The organism is Bradyrhizobium sp. BTAi1 (genome assembly GCF_000015165.1).
Taxonomy (GTDB): Bacteria; Pseudomonadota; Alphaproteobacteria; order Rhizobiales; family Xanthobacteraceae; genus Bradyrhizobium; species Bradyrhizobium denitrificans.
The window spans coordinates 5,008,009-5,021,526 of sequence record NC_009485.1; the positions used below are offsets into that span (position 1 = coordinate 5,008,009).

The window sequence follows — 13,518 nt, forward strand, 5'->3', positions numbered from 1 at the left end:
GCGGTCACCAAACACCGTCGCCCTGATTGTGAGCGCAGCGCTGGCACTCGTCCAGGACGCACAATGTCTCAGGCGACGCCGCGTCTCAGGCCGGTGCCGGGCCGAGCGAACCTTGGTCCCGGCTGGAGGTGTCAAATCAGTCCCGACTCAAATCAGTCCAGCTTCAAATCAGTCCAGCGCCGACAGGCTCAGGCGCTGATGATGTCGTGCAGTTCAAGAGGCTTGTCGACCTGTGCGAACCATTCGGCGCGATTGGCGGCGCGGCGGCGGCCGCGCTCGTCCAGCGGCAGCTTGAGCTGGCGCAGCAGACTTGTGACCTCCTCCCGGGCCGTGACATGGCCGAGATTGGGGCGGGTGCCGAGCGTCGCCTCGTCGATATCGTCCAGCGCCGTCAGTCCGCGCGGGAAGAATTCGCGATAGACGACGCGCTCGGCGAAGCCGTCGATGGCGCGGAAGCCGAGCCGCAGCGACAGTTCCTTCAGGCCGTCGGCCACCAGCTGCTTGTTGCGCGAGCCGAGCATCGACAATCGGTTCCGGACGACGATCCAATCCGTCATCGCGCCGTCCACCTGGCGGCGCTTGCGCCGGACGTCGCGCACCATCTCGGCATAGTGGCTCTCACCGGTCACCGCATAGGTCGCAGGATCGACGGTTCCGAGCACGTCGAAATCGAGAAAGCTGTCATTGATAGGGGTGACCAGGGTGTCGGCCATCGAATGCGCGAGACGCATCAGGTAGCTGTCATTGCCCGGCGTATCGACCACGATGAAATCGAATGCATGCTCGACGGAGCACACCGCTTCCATGAACTGCTGGAATTCGGCTTTTTCATTCTCATCGATCTGCAACGTCTGGCCGAGCTTGATGCAGTAGTGAGTCGGCAGTTCGAGATGCAGTCCCGTCCGCCGCGCCCAGGCGCTGCGGTTGTTGATGTAATGGGTGAAGCTCTGCTGGCGGGAGTCGAGATCGATCGTGGCGACACGCTGGCCGGCCTTCAAAAGCGCCACGGCAATGTGCAGAGCGGTCGTCGACTTGCCCGAACCGCCCTTCTCATTTCCAAGCACAACCACATGGGCCGAGCCCGATTGTCCCTGGCTAGTCTGCAGCATGTTTTCGACCTCTTACGATCATCTTCGAGTCACGGTCGGTTGCGGTCAAGTGAAATACATCATCATCGTAAATCCACGGGGGCGCATCCACCGCTACTACTTGATGTGCGCGTTTACCTACTCCGCATCGGCTGCGCAGACGTGCTAACAGAGGTGTTCAAGTCAGCTGGGCAGCGTCCTGCCTTTGTTAAGGGCGGTTGCCCGAGCGTCAAGGCCGAACGGAAAGACGGCGATTTTTCCCTGGAGATCGAGCAAAAATGTCACGAACACCACGCGTCGCCCGCAGTCTTTCCGCGCTTCGCCGCGAGCTCGACAGCCTGCGCGCGAGAAAGGCCACCGTTGCGCTCGTGCCCACCATGGGTGCCTTGCATGACGGCCACATCTCGCTCGTGCGACAGGCGAAGCGCCGCGCCGACAAGGTCGTCGTCTCGATCTTCGTCAATCCGACTCAATTCGCGCCGACGGAGGATTTCGGTTCCTATCCGCGCACCTGGAAGGAGGATGTTGCCAAGCTCGCGGCCGAGCGCGTCGATCTGATCTGGCACCCTGACGCCAAGGCGATGTATCCGGATGGCTTCACGACCCGGATCGTGCCGGAAGGCCCAGCCTTGGCCGGACTCGAGGATCGCTTTCGCCCTCACTTCTTCGGCGGCGTTGCAACCGTGGTGGCGAAGCTGTTCGCACAGTGCCGTCCCGATGTCGCGATCTTCGGCGAGAAGGACTATCAGCAGCTCCGTGTGGTGACGCAGATGGCGCGCGATCTCGACCTCGGCGTTCGCGTCGTCGGGTCGCGTACGGTGCGCGAACGCGACGGGCTCGCGATGTCGTCGCGCAATGTCTATCTCAGTGCAGACGAACGCCGCGTTGCGCCGACACTGCACCGTGCACTGAAGGAGCTCGCGAGCCGGCTGCGCGCCGGCGGCGACATGCAGGACGCCCTTCGTGACGGCAACGCCACAATTACCCAAGCCGGCTTCGACTTGGATTATCTTGAGGTGCGCCACGCCGAGACGCTGGCCCCTGTCACACAGGACGAGTCCGGGCCGAAGCGCATCCTGGTCGCCGCCCGGATTGGAACGACGCGGCTCATCGACAACATCGCGGTGTAGAGGCTGCGCTACAGCAGCCCGAGATCGCGCAACTCGCGCCGCAGCGGTTCCGGCATGGCTTCGAGCCCCGCAGCGCCGGCCTTGCCGAGATCGGCCGGCGCGTCCTCGGGGGTGAGATAACGCCAGCCCTGGAACGGCCGCATCGGCCGCGGCGACACCGCGATCACCTTCGGCTGCATGATCAGGCGGCAACGCCCGATGCCGTCGCCATCCCGGAAGGGCTCGATGCCCACGATTTTCTCACGCGCGGCGACCTCGCCGCGGATGACCCAATAGAGCGAGCCGCCGGCGAGGATCTCGTCGACCCGCTTCGGAGTCATGCGCGTGACATGGACATGCTGTTGCGGCAGGCCCTTCTTCTTGGCCGCGAGCATGCGCTCCGCGATCCATTCCTTCAGCTCTTTGACCGACTCGCAGCCGACGGCCAGCTTGATCAGATGCAGCGGCATGACGCGGTTCGACCAGCCTTATTCATTGTTCGCAGCAGGCTCCGCAGCCTCCGGCGCAGCCTGCGGAGCGGTAGCGGCGGGCTTCGGCTTGGGTGCTGCCTTCTTGGCCGCGGCGGGCGCCTGGGCATGGCTGGCAGCAACGGTCGGCGGCGGTGCCGGTGCAGGAGCAAGCTGGGTGGGCGGCTTCGGAGCCGCCGGCGCGGGCGCGACCGAGCGCGTCGAGGCCGTGGGCTCGGGGTTCATGATGCTGACCGCAGGCGTGTTGGCCGAGCTGGGGAACTCCGCATTGGTCGGCTTGCCGGTCGGCGCGGTCGGCGCCAAGCCCGCAAAGGTCCCCGCGGCGGCCGATTGGGCGGTTTGGGCGGCCGGCGCATTCCATTGCGAGGCGTAGCGCGTCACCAGCCCTTCATAAGTCCGGCCTTCCATGTTGTTGACGAGTTGCTGGCGATCGCCGACCGCCCGGAACATCACGCAATCGGTCGGCGTACAGCGGTCGCGGGTCAGCAGCACATAGGCCATCAGGCCATAGCGGTCGCGCTCCACCGCCCGGCGCAGCGCGAGCAGTTCCGCGGTCATCACCTTGTTGGCGCTCGCGAGGTCGCCCGCCTGCGCGAGGCGGCTCAGCATCGCCGCGGCATAGCTGACGGCGGCGGCCGTCATCTCCGGCGATCCGAACAGGTTCTTCTCGCAATTGGACAAGACCAGATCACCGGCCAGATCATCCACGCAAGCGAGACCCGGCGGCGCAAAGCTGACGGAGGCGGTCGAAGCGGGATCGCTGCCGCCCCGCGCGCCCTGATCCTGGCTTCGCATCATCGACGCCACCGCGATGCCGACGGCCAGCAAGGTGATGACCGTGAGCGCGCCATTGGCAACCGACTTCTCGGCCCTGAGCAGGGTCGCCAGCACGATCAGGGCGAAGAAGCCCGCCGCGGCCACGGTGAGCCACATCGGGAAAGCCGGTGAGTTCAAGAGCTGGTCGAACGAGGAAGGCCAGATCGAAGTCATGCGCGCTGATTCCTGCCGCGGGCCGTCGAGAACGGCCCTGATGGCGTCCTGCGATGGGGCGCCCGTGAAACGATCACCATTCCCAAACCATCACCCATCCATCACGGCCCCGCCCCATGATAAGACGATTCCAGGCCCGTTGCGGGCACAGGATGGTGCGCAGCTACCCGCTATCCCCAACGCGATCGCACGGCGGTCGTGTTGAGGCATCGCAGCACCAGACTGCGCCGCGGCAAAGGCCGCCTCTCGATCACCGACCGGCCGCGTCCGCCGACGCCGCCGACCTCTTCAAGACAAGGCCAATTGGCTTTCTCTGGCAACCCGCTCAAAGGCTTCCGTCGAGCTTTTGATCCGGTACTGGCAGTCGTCGCCTTCTGTCGGAAGTTGCCGGACGATCTCATAGGTGCCACTGGCCGCCGGGCGCGAGACGTTGCTCGCGGTGAAATAGACCGTCGTCCCGATCGGGAACTTGTGCTTCAACGCCCTCTCCTGCTCGCGTGCCGGCAAGAGCCCCTGGTCCCGCTGCCCGGGCCGGCGTGTCTTTATAACTTTGACGTCTATAGCACGCTGGAGCGGGTTTTGACCAGCGGACTCCCGCCCGGCAACGCGGAGATTGCAAGCTTCTTCAACGAGATGGCGCCGTAACCGGTATTCCTGGACTAACAGGCGGGACCAGGGGCCGATCGACCCTGCCGGTCAGACCTTCTCGACCCGCTCGATGATCCATGTCTCCGCCAGCCCAGCCTCGACCCAAGCGACGAAAGCCGGCATCGCCATCATCGTTTCCATATAGGCCCGCGTCTCGGCCGCGACCGGAACCGCGAAGGTGTGAAAACGGGTGACCACCGGGGCGAACATGGCATCCGCGGCGCCGAAGCGGCCGAACAGGAACGGGCCCCCGCTGCCGTAACGATCGCGGCAATCACGCCAGATGTCCTCGATCCGCGCAATATTGGCCTTTGCATCCGCCGACAGCGCGACCGGACGCACCGGCCGGTGCAGATTCATCGGGCATTCGTTGCGCAGGGCCTGGAAGCCGGAATGCATTTCCGCGCACACCGAGCGCGCGTGAGCGCGCGCCCCCGCCTCGCTCGGCCACAGTTTCGCCTCGGGATAGCGCTCGGCGACATATTCAATGATCGCAAGCGAGTCCCACACCGTGACCGCGCCATCGATCAGGATCGGCACCTTGCCGGCCGGCGAATGCTTGAGGATCCGCGCCTTGTCGGCGGGATCGTCGGTGTAGAGCGGGATCACGGTCTCGTCGAAGGCGATGTCGCAGCCGCGCAGCGCCAGCCATGGCCGCATCGACCATGAGGAATAGTTCTTGTTGCCGACCACCAGCTTCAGCGTCATGTCGCTCTCTCCGTCCTCGTCCAACATCCAGCCGGCGCGGACTCACACGCGGCACGCGCGCCGACTGCAGCACGCATACAGGCGGGCCCCGACGGCGTCGACGATCAGCCGCCGAAATCCTGCGGCGAAAACGACAATTCGAGCACTTTCCACTCGCGATAGCGCGATGACGGCAGCATCGCATAAGGCTGGCAGGCCGCCAGCGCCTCCATCGCGCTCTGCTTCAGCTGCAGCGCCTTGACCGAGGCGGTGCCGGCGATCAGCAACGGCTCGGCCGCAAGTCGCCCATCGGGGGTCATGGCCACCCGCAGCTTCACCATCACATTGTCGGCCGGAGACACCGTGGCGGGCAGACGTGCGCAGGACTTGAGATGGCGGCGAAACACGGCGACCAGATCGTCGGCAAGATTCGTGGTCGCCGTAGGCCCGGCATCGTCGCCCGACCCGTCGCCCGCCGGCGGCAGCGGCGCGAGCGGTGCCGGCAGCCCGAGCATGACGCCATATTTGACCGTGAGATCGGGCTCCGCGGGCACATAACTTGGTGAGGGAGCAGGCACCGGCTTGGTTGCGGATTTGGCGTCGGCCGCTTTCGATTGTGATTTGGCCGGAGGCTTCGTCTCGGCTTTGGAGGATGGCACCGGCGAAGGCTGCTGCGGCGCCTCCGGCGGAACCGGAGGCTTGGGCGTCTCCTTGGCTGCTTCCTTGGCATCCTGCGGCGGCGGGGCGGCCGGCGGCGGAGCAGCGGCCGCGAGCGACGGAGTGGCCGCCGGCTGCGGCAAGGTCAAATCAGGCGTGGGTGATGGCGACGGCGGCGGCGGTTCCGGCGTCTTCTGCGACTCGTCGGCATCGACGATATCGACCGGCACCTCGTCGGCCTTTGGCAACTCGTAGGGCCGCACCACGGTCGAGACCACGATCCCGCCAGCGATCAGAAGGTGCGCCAGCAGGGACGCGGCGATGCCCCAACGGATGAACTGCCAACGTTCCATGCTGCTTCACTACATCCGCGCCTGAGCGAACGCGCGCAGCGCGCGATCACCCCGATCATGCACAGGGCCTACGGCGCCAGCCGCCGCGCGGCCCGCCGGCCGCTCCCTGTCACATCGCGCTGTAGCATAAAGACGCGGGCGCCGCCCTCAATCCCATTTGGGCGCGAAGGCGAAGTCGGTCATCCGCCCCCCGGCGCTGCCCATCGCAAAGATGTCGGTCATGTCCTGCTCGGACAGCTCGAAATCGAACACGTCGAGATTTTCGGACAACCGTTCGATCTTGGACGTCCGCGGGATCGCCACGACGTTCTGCTGCACCAGCCAGCGCAGGCAGATTTGCGCCGGGCTCTTGCCGTGGGCGTGGCCGATCCGGGTCAGGGTTGGATCATTCCTGATCTTGCCCTTTGCGATCGGACTGTAGGCGACCATGGCGATGCCATGCCGTGCGCAGGCCTCGCGGATCTTGGTCTGCTCCAGATAAGGGTGATACTCGACCTGGTTGCACACCAGCGGCTCCGGCGACAGCGCCACGGCCTCGTCGAGCAGAGCGACGGTGAAATTCGACACGCCGATATGGCGCGTCAGCCCAAGCGTCTTGGCATGCGCCAGCGCGCCGAGCGTCTCGGCCAGCGGCACGTGTGAATTCGGCCAGTGCAGCAGCAGCAGATCGACGTCGCTGACGCGCAAGCGGACCAGGCTCTCCTTGGTCGAGCGTTCGAGATCGTTCGGCGCGAAATGCGTCGTCCACACCTTGGTGGTCAGGAACAACTCGCTGCGCCGAACGCGTGAGGCGCGCAGGCCCTCCCCGACCTCCTGCTCGTTCTCATAGACCTGGGCAGTGTCGATGTGGCGATAGCCGAGCGTGAGCGCCTGCTCGACGATGCGGGCGCAGGTGCGTCCGCGCAACTCCCAGGTCCCGAGACCCAGGGCTGGAATCCTGGCACCATTGGCCTCGATCATCAGCATGGCCGTGCACTCCAGATACGTGCAACATTATGCATGCCACACGCGAACCGTGCCACGCTCGGCCGGTTTTTAGCTTAAGTCTTAGCTAAGGCCGCGAACACGGTATCGGGCGCATGCGCAATGACCGTGAGCAAAGCGCGGGCGGGTCCGCGCGGCATGCGCTTGCCCTGCTCCCAATTGCGGATCGTCTCGACCGGCACGCCGAGCTTGGCGGCAAACTCCTGCTGGGTCAGGTGCACCCGTCGCCGGAGATCGCGCACTTCGAGTGGCGCGACCGGTGCGGTGGTCGCCGGCGCCAGCGGAAACTCGCCGCCGTCGCGCAGCTCCACGATTCGTCCGTCTGCCTTCAGCCGTAAGCGTTGCATGATCCGACTCCGTCTCGGACGACAGTGTCGCCGAGCCGCGTTAAGGCCGGATTAACGATATAAGTCGTTCGGACAGTGGGCTTATTTCAAACCGAACCAGAGCGTCGCGATGCCCAGGAAGGAGAAGAAGCCGACCACGTCGGTGACCGTGGTGACGAAGGTTCCAGAGGCGACGGCCGGATCGGCGCGCACCCGTTCGAGCACCATCGGGATCAGGATGCCGCCAAGCGCGCCGGCCACGAGGTTGGAGATGATGGCGAGCCCGATCACGATGCCGAGACCCGGCGTCTTGAACCAGGCGACCGCGGCGATGCCGGTAATGAGCGCGAAAGCGAGCCCGTTCACGAGGCCGACCAGCGCCTCGCGCATGACCACGCGCATGGCATTGTTCGGTCCGAGCTCACGGGTGGCGAGCGCCCGCACCGCGACCGTCATGGTCTGGGTCGCGGCATTGCCGCCCTGGCTCGCCACGATCGGGGCAAGCACCGCAAGCGCCACCATCTGCTGCAGCTGGCCTTCGAACAGCCCGAGCACCGAGGAAGCCAGAAAGGCAGTGGCCAGGTTGATCAGGAGCCAGTTGAAGCGGCCCTTGGCGATGGTCCAGAAGCTGTCGGACAGTTCCTCGTCGCGCGACACGCCGCCCAGCGCCTTGAAATCCTCATCGGCCTCCTCCTCGATCACGTCGACGACATCATCGATGGTGATGACGCCGACCAGCCGGTTCTCGGCATCGACCACCGGGGTTGCGACCAGATTGTACTTGCCGAACAGCCGCGCCACCTCGGCGAGATCGTCGGCGACGGTGACGCGGCGGCGATCCTCGTCGATCAGTTCGGCGAGCGGTGCGAGACGCCGGGCGCGCAGCAGCGCGTCGAGCGCAACCGCGCCTTGCCAGTGCCGCGCCTCGTCCACGGCATAGATCTCGTAGAAGCGCTCGGGAAGGTCGGGCGTCTCGCGCATGTAGTCGAGCGCCTGGCCGACGGTCCAGGCCGGCGGAACCGCGATGAACTCGCTCTGCATGCGCCGGCCGGCCGAGCCCTCGGGGTAATCCAGGCTGCGTTCGAGGACATCGCGCTCCGAGGGCGGCAGCCGCTCAAGAATCTCCTCCTTGTCCTCTTCGTCGAGGCTTTCCAGCAGCTCGACGGCATCGTCGGACTCGAGCTCGCGAACGCCCTCGGCGACGGTCGCAGGCTCCAGCTCCTCGAGGATCTCCTCGCGGACGGAATCGTCGACCTCGTTCAGCGCCGAGAAGTCGAAATCGGTGCCGGTCAGCTCGACCAGACGGACGCGCTGCTCGGGCGCGAGCGCGGCGATCAGGTCACCGAGATCCGCCTCGTGCAACTCGGCGACTTCCGCGCGTAGGAACGCCTCGTTCTCGGCGGCAATCGCCGCCGTGATGGCGTCGATGAACTCCGTGCGAATCTCGCCGGAATCGGTGCGCATCGCGGCGCGATCGGATAGAGTCACACCTGCAGGGGCAACGTCCGATGTCTCGTTCATGACGTGCCTCACGAGCGGAATGCAGAGCAATTGGTCTGATTTGTGCTTTCACGCATTACATAATGGGCAACAGCGAGCGCAACGGGAAAAGATGCCTCGGACGCGACGGATGGTGGGATGGGTAAATGCAGCAGCGATGGCGGCCGCGCTGCTGGTGGGGCACTGCGCCGCGGCTGCGTCCGCCGAAACCTGTCCGCGCGAAGGCACGCTCGGCACCTCGCGCGTGCTGAGCGTGGACCCCAAGCACTATCCGCGGGTCGGCCTGAAGAGCTTCCCTGACACGCTGCCGCTGCATGACGGCGAAGTGGTCCTCACCTTCGATGACGGCCCCTCGCCGCCTATGACCAACAAGGTGCTCGCAGCACTCGCCCGGGAATGCGTGCGCGCGACATTTTTCCTGGTCGGCAAGCCGGCCTCGGGCCGCGCCGCGCTGGTGCAGCGGATCGCGGCGGAGGGCCACACGATCGGCCATCACAGCTTCACGCATGCGCATTTTGCGCACATCACGCCGGAGCAAGCGGTCGAGGAGATCGATCGCGGCATCGCAGCCGACGAGAAGGCGCTCAACGGCATCGAGACAACAACGCCGTCGACGCCGTTTTTCCGCTTCCCCTATTTCGAATCGACGCCGGCCGCGCTGGATCTCCTGGCCTCGCGCGGCATCGCGGTGTTCGGCGCCGATCTCTGGGCCAGCGACTGGAACCCGATGTCGCCGCAGCAGACCCTGAAGCTGCTCACCAGCCGGCTCAACCAGGCCCGCAAGGGCATCATCCTGCTGCACGATCCGCAACCACGCACGGCCGCGATGCTTCCGGCCTTCCTTCGCTATCTCAAGGAGCACGGTTATCGCGTGGTCCATGTGGTGCCGGCCAAGACCGACGAGCCACCGCAGCAGCACAGCGAAAGACCGTCCGGTGCGGCCACGCCGCCCCTGGAAGGCGGTTAATCCACCGTTCAGGCGCGCCGGCTAGGCTGAAACGATGTGCGGCGCCTGCAGACCTTGCAAACCGGCAACAGCCATGCGCAAACCGGAACGCAAGGCGATGTAATGTCGCCGCCACCAATCATCCCTGCTATGCCTTCCTCCTTGTGGCGCGGTGCTATGTCCACGATATATCCGGGACCATCGAGGCGCCTGACCCAAGTGAGTCCGGCCATTGAAGAGAATGCAGGCAGCGTGATGCGTGATCGTGCGTGGGCTTGGGTCGGATCGACATCGTCATGGGTCGCATTGCTGCTCGGCGCCCTGACCGCTGTCGGCTCAGGCCTGGGATCCCCGGGCGCCGCTGCGGCCGAATGTCCCGGCCATCCCAATGCGCTGGGCACGTCTCGCGTCCTGGTTGTCGATCCGCAGGAGCATCCGCGCATCGGCGCGATGCAATACAAGGAGACCTTGCCGCTGCGGGATCACGAGGTGGTGCTGACTTTCGACGACGGTCCAGTGCCGAAATACAGCAATCAGGTGCTGCAGATCCTCGCCGATGAATGCGTCAAGGCGACGTTTTTCACGATCGGCCGCCAGGCCAAGGCGGATCCCGAAGGTGTGCGCAAGCTCGCGGCGGCCGGCCACACGATCGGCACGCACAGCCAGAACCATCCGCTGAGCTTCAACCGGATGACGCTGGACCGGGTCAAGCCCGAGGTCGATCAGGGCATCGCCTCGACCGCGGCCGCGCTCAACGATCCCTCGGCGCTGTCGCCGTTCTTCCGCGTGCCCGGCCTGTTGCGCGGCGAGGCGGTCGAGAACTATGCTGGCACGCTCGGCCTGCAGATGTGGAGCGCCGACTTCCTTGCAGACGATTGGCGCAGCATTTCCGGCACCAAAGTCTATGAACTCGCGATCAAGCGGCTGGAAGCGCGCGGCAAGGGCATCCTGTTGCTGCACGACATCCACGCCCGCACCGTCGACGCGCTGCCGAAGATCCTGACCGAGCTGAAGGCCAAGGGCTATCGCATCGTGCATGTGGTGGCGGCGACACCGGATCGTCCGGCCACACCCACCGAACCCGATGACTGGCTGGTGCATCGTCCATCCGATGAGACGCCGGTCGCCAAATGGCCTGCGATTGCGCCGGTCGATCTCGCTGCTGCCGACACCCGTGCCCGCGCGACATTGGACGATTTCGGCGTGCTCGATCCATTGCCGGCATCGCGAGCGGCACCGAAACCGGCATGGCCGCGGCCAGCGCTACGGCTGCAGACCGCGACAGCGCCCGCCTTGCCGGCTCCCTCGGCCGATCTGTTCGCTTGGCCACCTGCGGCACCGCTGACGGCGCAGCGCCGTCAAGTCGCCCGCGTCGAGCGTCCGGCCGTGAAGCCGGCGCCGCGCCCGGTTCGCATGGCCAGCCTGAAGCGGCGCTGAGGCGGGGTTTTGCAAGACCCGCCCGAGATCGCTTGATGGGGCTCGGGCGTCTCGCTGCGGGTGCGTGATCAGTTGGTGACGAGCTTGCTGACGCAGAGGATGACGGCCGCTGCCAGGAAGAACAGGTCCATGTAGGACTTCTTCTCGCCATCGCGCCGCAGCGAGCCGACGTCGTTCATGGTCTGCTTGTTGACGACCTGACTGACCGGACCATCGCCGAGCATGCCGGCGAGGCGGCGAACATCGCCTTCGAGCTTTTCGATCCGCCCGAAGAAGTGGAACGAGCGAATGACCGTGACCGCACGCATGCCGGCGTAGAGCAGGATGACCAGTGCGAGAACCGCGCGATTCTGATATTTCTCGATGTAGTTGAGGCTCATATAGACGGCCCCGAGAAATACGAAATTGGAAACGAAGCGGTAGGCTAGGCCCGCGAAGTTCATCTGCTCCCCCACATGATGTCCGGATCACTGGCCGACAACAGAACTCACGAACCGCGTTCGCCCCCGCGTTCCGGCCCAACCAGCGCGACCCTAGGAGCGCTGGCTTGCGAATTCGTGAAGTGGGAGATTTTGACAGAACCGACCGGCTCGCTTGGTAAACGACTGGCTGAGCTTTGCAGCCGGCAATTGAAGCCTATTTAGATCACTCCTTTTCGAACCTTGCTTTGCAACAGCCGTGCGTGGACGCGCCTAGGCACCGAAACGCGCCGGCGAGAGAGCATCGACCGTGACGCTGGGCGCTTCGCCGCTCATCAGCTCGGCCAGGATACGGCCGGTCGCCGGCCCCAACGTGAAGCCCTGATGACCATGGCCGAAATGCAGCCACAGCCCCTTGTGCCGCGCGGTCTCACCAACCACCGGCAGCATGTCCGGCATGCAGGGCCGCGTGCCCAGCCAGGGCTCCGGCTCGACCGGCTTGCCGAGATCGATCAGCTGCCGTGCCGCAGCTTCGGCCTTGCCGAGTTGCACCGGCGTCAGTTCGGCGTCCGGCGCCGACAGCTCCGCGCCGGTGGTGATGCGCACGCCCTTGGCCATCGGGTTCATCAGATAGCCGAACGCCGCATCGCGCAGCGGCAGGTCGAGCGGCGCTCCGCCGCTGTAATGCCGATGATAGCCGCGCTTGCGCACCATCGGGATATCATAGCCGAAGCGCTGCAGGAATGTCGGCGACCACGGCCCGAGCGACACGACCGCGGCCTCGGCTTCGATCCGGCCCTCATCGCTGATGACGCTCCAGCCGCTGCCCTGCTGGGCCAGCGTGGTCGCATCGCCGCGCACGAGCTTGCCGCCGCGGCGCACGAACAGCTCAGCATAGGACGTCACCAGGCTGCCGGGATCGGACACGGTCCACGGCTCCTGCCAATGCAGCCCGCCGATGCCGCTGTCGTTGAGGCCTGGCTCGGCCTTGGCCAGCTCGCTTGCGCTGAGCACCTTGAACTTGACGCCGAACGCCGTCCCCACGGCCTCGGCGTCCTTCACTTCCTTGTCGAACTGCGCCTGGTTCCGGTGCAGCACGCGAAAGCCGTCGCGACGCACGAGATTGCCGGCGCCGGCGGCGGTGATCAGCGGCTCATGTTCCGGCGCGGCGCGGGCGATCAACTGCGCATAGGTGCGTGTCAGCACCTCGTGGCGGGCGGGAAACGAGTTCCACCAATATTGCAGCAGCGGCCGCATGTGATAGGGCAGCGCCGTCAGCTCATAATGAACGTCGTTGGTGCGTGCCAGCGCGATGTCGAGGACACCGGCGAGATCATAGGGCATCGCATAGGGCCTGACGGCCTCGCTCTGGATGATCCCGGCATTGCCATAGCTGGTCTCGCGGCCCGGCTCCTTGCGGTCGACCAGGGCGACCGACCAGCCACGGCTCTGCAGATGCAGCGCCGTGCCGACGCCGACCATGCCACCTCCGAGAACGATCGCGCTTCGCATCGTCATCACTCCTGCTGTCAGCTTCGCGCCGCCGCGACGACCGTGATCTCGATCTTCACGTCCGCCATCATCTGCGCCTGCACCGTGGTCCGCACCGGCAGCGGATCCTTGAAATGCTTGCGATAGGCTTCATTGAACGCCGCGAAATCGGCCTTGTCGGCGAGATGCACCATGCAGGACACGACATCGTCGAGCGACAGGCCCTCGCCGGCGAGCGTCTCGCCGATCAGCTTGAACGTCAGGTCGGTCTGCGCCGCGATCCCTTCCGGGATGGTGCCGTCATCGGCGACCGGCACCTCACCCGAGAGGAACACCAGCCCGCCGGCGCGGCGCACCAGCGAGAACGGCCATGAGGGTGAATCGGACATCGCTAT

The 13,518-nt window shown here is 65.6% G+C and carries 15 protein-coding genes; 3 read left to right on the plus strand and 12 right to left on the minus strand.

Going from position 1 to position 13,518, the window contains the following annotated elements:
- Positions 1-188: 188 nt before the first annotated feature.
- Complete coding sequence (locus BBTA_RS22400) at positions 189-1,109, minus strand: division plane positioning ATPase MipZ (RefSeq protein WP_012044790.1); 921 nt, start codon at positions 1,107-1,109, stop codon at positions 189-191.
- A 257-nt stretch (positions 1,110-1,366) separates the two neighbouring features.
- Between BBTA_RS22400 and panC the strand changes: the two genes are divergently transcribed.
- Entirely contained in the window at positions 1,367-2,218 is an 852-nt protein-coding gene (gene panC / locus BBTA_RS22405) for a pantoate--beta-alanine ligase (protein ID WP_012044791.1), read from the plus strand.
- Between the two features lie 8 nt (positions 2,219-2,226).
- On the opposite strand, the gene BBTA_RS22410 is transcribed toward panC, so the two are convergent.
- The 8 genes from BBTA_RS22410 to mgtE form a co-directional block, all read right to left on the minus strand.
- Positions 2,227-2,667, minus strand: coding sequence for a DUF1489 family protein (locus tag BBTA_RS22410; RefSeq protein ID WP_012044792.1), 441 nt, complete (start codon positions 2,665-2,667; stop codon positions 2,227-2,229).
- 18 nt (positions 2,668-2,685) lie between these two features.
- Positions 2,686-3,675, minus strand: coding sequence for a hypothetical protein (locus tag BBTA_RS22415; RefSeq protein ID WP_041750826.1), 990 nt, complete (start codon positions 3,673-3,675; stop codon positions 2,686-2,688).
- 288 nt (positions 3,676-3,963) lie between these two features.
- Positions 3,964-4,155: a hypothetical protein gene (locus BBTA_RS22420; protein WP_012044794.1), complete on the minus strand. Its 192-nt coding sequence runs from the start codon at positions 4,153-4,155 to the stop codon at positions 3,964-3,966.
- A gap of 216 nt (positions 4,156-4,371) precedes the next feature.
- Complete coding sequence (locus BBTA_RS22425; RefSeq protein ID WP_012044795.1) at positions 4,372-5,031, minus strand: glutathione S-transferase family protein; 660 nt, start codon at positions 5,029-5,031, stop codon at positions 4,372-4,374.
- A gap of 104 nt (positions 5,032-5,135) precedes the next feature.
- A complete protein-coding gene (locus BBTA_RS22430; protein ID WP_012044796.1) occupies positions 5,136-6,020 on the minus strand; it encodes a hypothetical protein in 885 nt (294 codons plus the stop codon).
- A gap of 147 nt (positions 6,021-6,167) precedes the next feature.
- Positions 6,168-6,986 (minus strand): aldo/keto reductase, encoded by an 819-nt coding sequence (locus BBTA_RS22435; protein ID WP_012044797.1) that lies wholly within the window; start codon positions 6,984-6,986, stop codon positions 6,168-6,170.
- A 74-nt stretch (positions 6,987-7,060) separates the two neighbouring features.
- On the minus strand, positions 7,061-7,351 hold the full coding sequence (locus BBTA_RS22440; protein ID WP_012044798.1) for a DNA-binding transcriptional regulator: 291 nt from the start codon (positions 7,349-7,351) through the stop codon (positions 7,061-7,063).
- 81 nt (positions 7,352-7,432) lie between these two features.
- Entirely contained in the window at positions 7,433-8,851 is a 1,419-nt protein-coding gene (gene mgtE, locus BBTA_RS22445) for a magnesium transporter (RefSeq protein WP_012044799.1), read from the minus strand.
- Positions 8,852-8,960: 109 nt separating this feature from the next.
- Here mgtE and BBTA_RS22450 point away from each other — a divergent pair, with 109 nt between their 5' ends.
- Together BBTA_RS22450 and BBTA_RS22455 are read left to right on the plus strand one after the other, a co-directional pair.
- Complete coding sequence (locus BBTA_RS22450) at positions 8,961-9,797, plus strand: polysaccharide deacetylase family protein (protein ID WP_063719761.1); 837 nt, start codon at positions 8,961-8,963, stop codon at positions 9,795-9,797.
- Between the two features lie 234 nt (positions 9,798-10,031).
- Positions 10,032-11,213, plus strand: coding sequence for a polysaccharide deacetylase family protein (locus BBTA_RS22455; RefSeq protein WP_012044801.1), 1,182 nt, complete (start codon positions 10,032-10,034; stop codon positions 11,211-11,213).
- A 68-nt stretch (positions 11,214-11,281) separates the two neighbouring features.
- On the opposite strand, the gene BBTA_RS22460 is transcribed toward BBTA_RS22455, so the two are convergent.
- The 3 genes from BBTA_RS22460 to BBTA_RS22470 all read right to left on the minus strand — a co-directional run bounded on the left by BBTA_RS22460 (position 11,282) and on the right by BBTA_RS22470 (position 13,512).
- The gene (locus tag BBTA_RS22460; protein ID WP_012044802.1) at positions 11,282-11,656 is read right to left on the minus strand and encodes a hypothetical protein; all 375 of its coding nucleotides are present in this window, start codon (positions 11,654-11,656) and stop codon (positions 11,282-11,284) included.
- Between the two features lie 249 nt (positions 11,657-11,905).
- Entirely contained in the window at positions 11,906-13,144 is a 1,239-nt protein-coding gene (locus BBTA_RS22465; RefSeq protein ID WP_012044803.1) for an FAD-binding oxidoreductase, read from the minus strand.
- A 17-nt stretch (positions 13,145-13,161) separates the two neighbouring features.
- The gene (locus tag BBTA_RS22470; RefSeq protein ID WP_012044804.1) at positions 13,162-13,512 is read right to left on the minus strand and encodes a RidA family protein; all 351 of its coding nucleotides are present in this window, start codon (positions 13,510-13,512) and stop codon (positions 13,162-13,164) included.
- Positions 13,513-13,518: the final 6 nt, after the last annotated feature.